The 3,093-nt window shown below is 57.5% G+C and carries 2 protein-coding genes; both read left to right on the plus strand.

The annotated features are described in order from the left end of the window. The coding region (locus BN3659_RS04995; protein WP_141682495.1) for a carbohydrate binding domain-containing protein at nt 1–2,666 on the plus strand (2,666 nt) is incomplete at its 5' end. A gap of 20 nt (nt 2,667–2,686) precedes the next feature. Continuing rightward, nucleotides 2,687–2,980, plus strand: a complete 294-nt coding sequence (locus tag BN3659_RS05000; protein ID WP_091535073.1) for a hypothetical protein — start codon at nt 2,687–2,689, stop codon at nt 2,978–2,980. Nucleotides 2,981–3,093 lie beyond the last annotated feature (113 nt).

Raw genomic sequence — 3,093 nt, forward strand, 5'->3', positions numbered from 1 at the left:
TCGCCACATGGGCCTCGGACAGCTACATCTCGCCGCAGGAGAAAACGGCCCTCCGGCAGCAGCAGAAGGACATACAGTCGGAGCATGCCGAGATCACGGCGCAGGCGTCCAAATATTCGGTCCCGGCAACCGACTACACCGCAGCGTACAATGCCGCGAACGCGGCGCTCGCCAAATACACGGCCTCGACGCCCGAGAGCATTGCGGTGGGGGCGGACTACGCGAACATCGCGGCCTACTACACGGCGCGCGAAACGATCCTCGATGCGATCGCAGCCGCCGCGAAAGCCTACTCCGAGCGGCTCGTGTCCGAAGTGCAGCCCGTGGGCGAGAACCTTCTGCGCCACACCAAGGACTTCACGAAAGGATGGACCGGCAAGGGTGAAAGCGTGGCCGAGACCTATAACGGTCTTACGGTATACTATGGCAAATCGACCGTCGACTATAAGGAAATACGTCAGCAGGAAGTTTCACTGCTGCCCTCGACCGAGTACACGCTCAGCTTCTGGGCCAAGGGTGTCGGACAGGTCATTTCGTACTGTTGGCCTTATGTCAACGAGGAGATCATCGCCACAAACGGCACTGCCGCAGGATATACGGGCCGCGACACCTATTGTCCCTACGATCTGACGACAGAATGGAAACGCTATTGGGTTACGTTCCGGACCTATTCCGAGGCCAAGGGCGGCAACGTGCTCTTTCGCGTGATGGTCGGAAACGAAGCCTACGTGTGCGGTGCGAAACTCGCGCAGGGAAACAAAGGCATCGTCTGGACCGCTTCGCCCGAGGATGCCGAATACAGCGGCGTGAACATCATCGACAATACGGAAAGCCGCACGATCGGCGCGGGCGACAACGATTACGCCCAGACCGGGTTCGCCGTCGGAGCCGTCGCCGTCGGCGACCAGTTCGCCCTGTCGGTGGGCAGCATCGACCTGCTGGCGGGAACCGCGACCGGGTTCACCGCCCAACTGTACGACTACTCCGCGAACGTGGCACTCGCCGATGCAGCCACGCTGACGGCCGACAGCCGTACGGCCGTATATACGGTTACGCGGGCTGCCGACAAGGCACACCTGATCCTCTATGCCGGCAGATGGGGCAGCACGGCCGGAAATACCGTGCGTTATGAAAAGGTCATGCTGGTGCGCGGAAACAAACCCGAACCATCGTGGAGCCCCTCGACGGCCGACCGGCAGGCGGAGATCGACAACCTACGCCCGGCATCGGTGAACATCCTGCCCGATTCGGCGGCCCTGACGACCGATGCCAACGGCGGCCCGTGGGCGAGAAACGGCGCCGGGCCGGTCAACGAAACCTATGAAGGGTATTCCAGTCTGGTGCTGCGAGGATTATCCGGGATCGGAAAGGGGGTGTACATCGTTTCGTCCGACCTTGAAACGGAGAGCGGAACCGAGTACGTCGTATCCGTATGGGTGCACGCTTCGAAATCCGTGAGTATCGCCCTCGGATGGGAGAAGGCGGCGAATGTGCGGACGACGCTCCCGGCCGAAGCCGCGGGAAAGTGGTATCGTCTCTCGGCGGTTCAGAACAGACCCGCCGGAAGCTCTTTCGTATGTTATGCCGATGTCGGTACCGATGACACGGTAGCTTTCCGCAACATCATGTGCTCGGCGGGAAACATGCTCACCGAGTGGTCCCCGTCCGTGGAGGATGTGCAGAAGCAGATCGACCAAGCGAAGATCGCCGCGGATAATTTGGAGTACCTGAAAAAGGCGTTCGAAAACGACGATACGATTGAGTACGGCGGACTATATCTTGCGAGCTTTCTCGGCGTGAAGAACTCGGCGAAGGCGGTCGTCGCAGGGATTACCGGAAAGAACTTCCTGACGGGGCAGGACTTCGCACCCGACGATCGGAGCTGTCCGATGATCTTCGCCGGAGCCGCATCCGCCGCGGACGCCAACAGCGCGAAGTTCAGGGTATACCCTAATGGGGCAACATATGCCGAGGAGGCTTATATAAAGGGGACGATCACCGCAACGGCCGGTTCTTTCGGCGACTTCAAAATCGACGGACTTTATCTCATCTCGTCGCACGACACGACACACGGAATCAAAATCGGAGACGGAATGGTGTATAGTTGGAACGAAGACGGCTATGCAAAGATGCATGCAACCGGTGTGTCATTGGGGGAAATCATGCCTACCTATCAGGGATTCACCTCGGCCGCTGCACAATTCGTCGCCAAGGTCAATGAGGAGATTCCATACGAAGCGTCTGTGGCATATTATGCTTATATGAGGAATACATATAGAAAGAAGGCATACGCATTTTTAGCGAATGCCGGGGATATCGAAACGATCCACGGAGCCATACAGGGACACATCCATTATCGAACGATGTCCATTACAGGTACGGGCCATATGATCGGGGGCGCCCGTGCAGGAAAGGAACAGATGTTCGTCATGAAAAATACCGCCAGAGCAAGTATTTATCTCCCGCCAAGCGGCTCTGCCCGAATCGGCGAAATATACTACGTCGTACAATGCAGCACCTCGGGTACATACATCCTCCCCTATAACGGCTCCTCCGACAAGATCAAGGATTCCGACGGTACTATTATTACCCGTCATATTCTGTCGGCAAATCAAAGCTGTTCGGTCATGTGGGACGGTGCATATTGGCGCATACTGCCTTTTTAACATTCCAAAATTCATATCTTATGAAACGTATCGACTTTTCGAAATTCAAACTCTATTACGATTTGGGCGACGACCGCCTCGTGCGGATCGTGGACTGGCGCAAGGAGCTCGGAAACTACCTGCTCGCGCGGCTGGGAGGCGTCGAGGGCGTGGACCTCGCACTGCGCGTATACAAATCCGACGGACCCGTCGAACTCTCGGACGACGAGTACGAGGGCCTCAAGACGATCCTCGGACGGCCCGTCGAACAGGGAGGGGTCATCGCAGCGTACTACTATTCGTTTCACAAAAACCTCGAACCCGCAGAGATATGACACATGTAAACGACATCACGACCGTAGCACGCGGAATCAGCGACTTCGGGATGCTGGCCATTGCGGCCGCCTGCTTTCTGATTCTGTCGATGGGGATGATGGTGGCCTGCTTC

The organism is Alistipes sp. CHKCI003 (genome assembly GCF_900021155.1).
Taxonomy (GTDB): domain Bacteria; phylum Bacteroidota; class Bacteroidia; order Bacteroidales; family Rikenellaceae; genus Alistipes; species Alistipes excrementavium.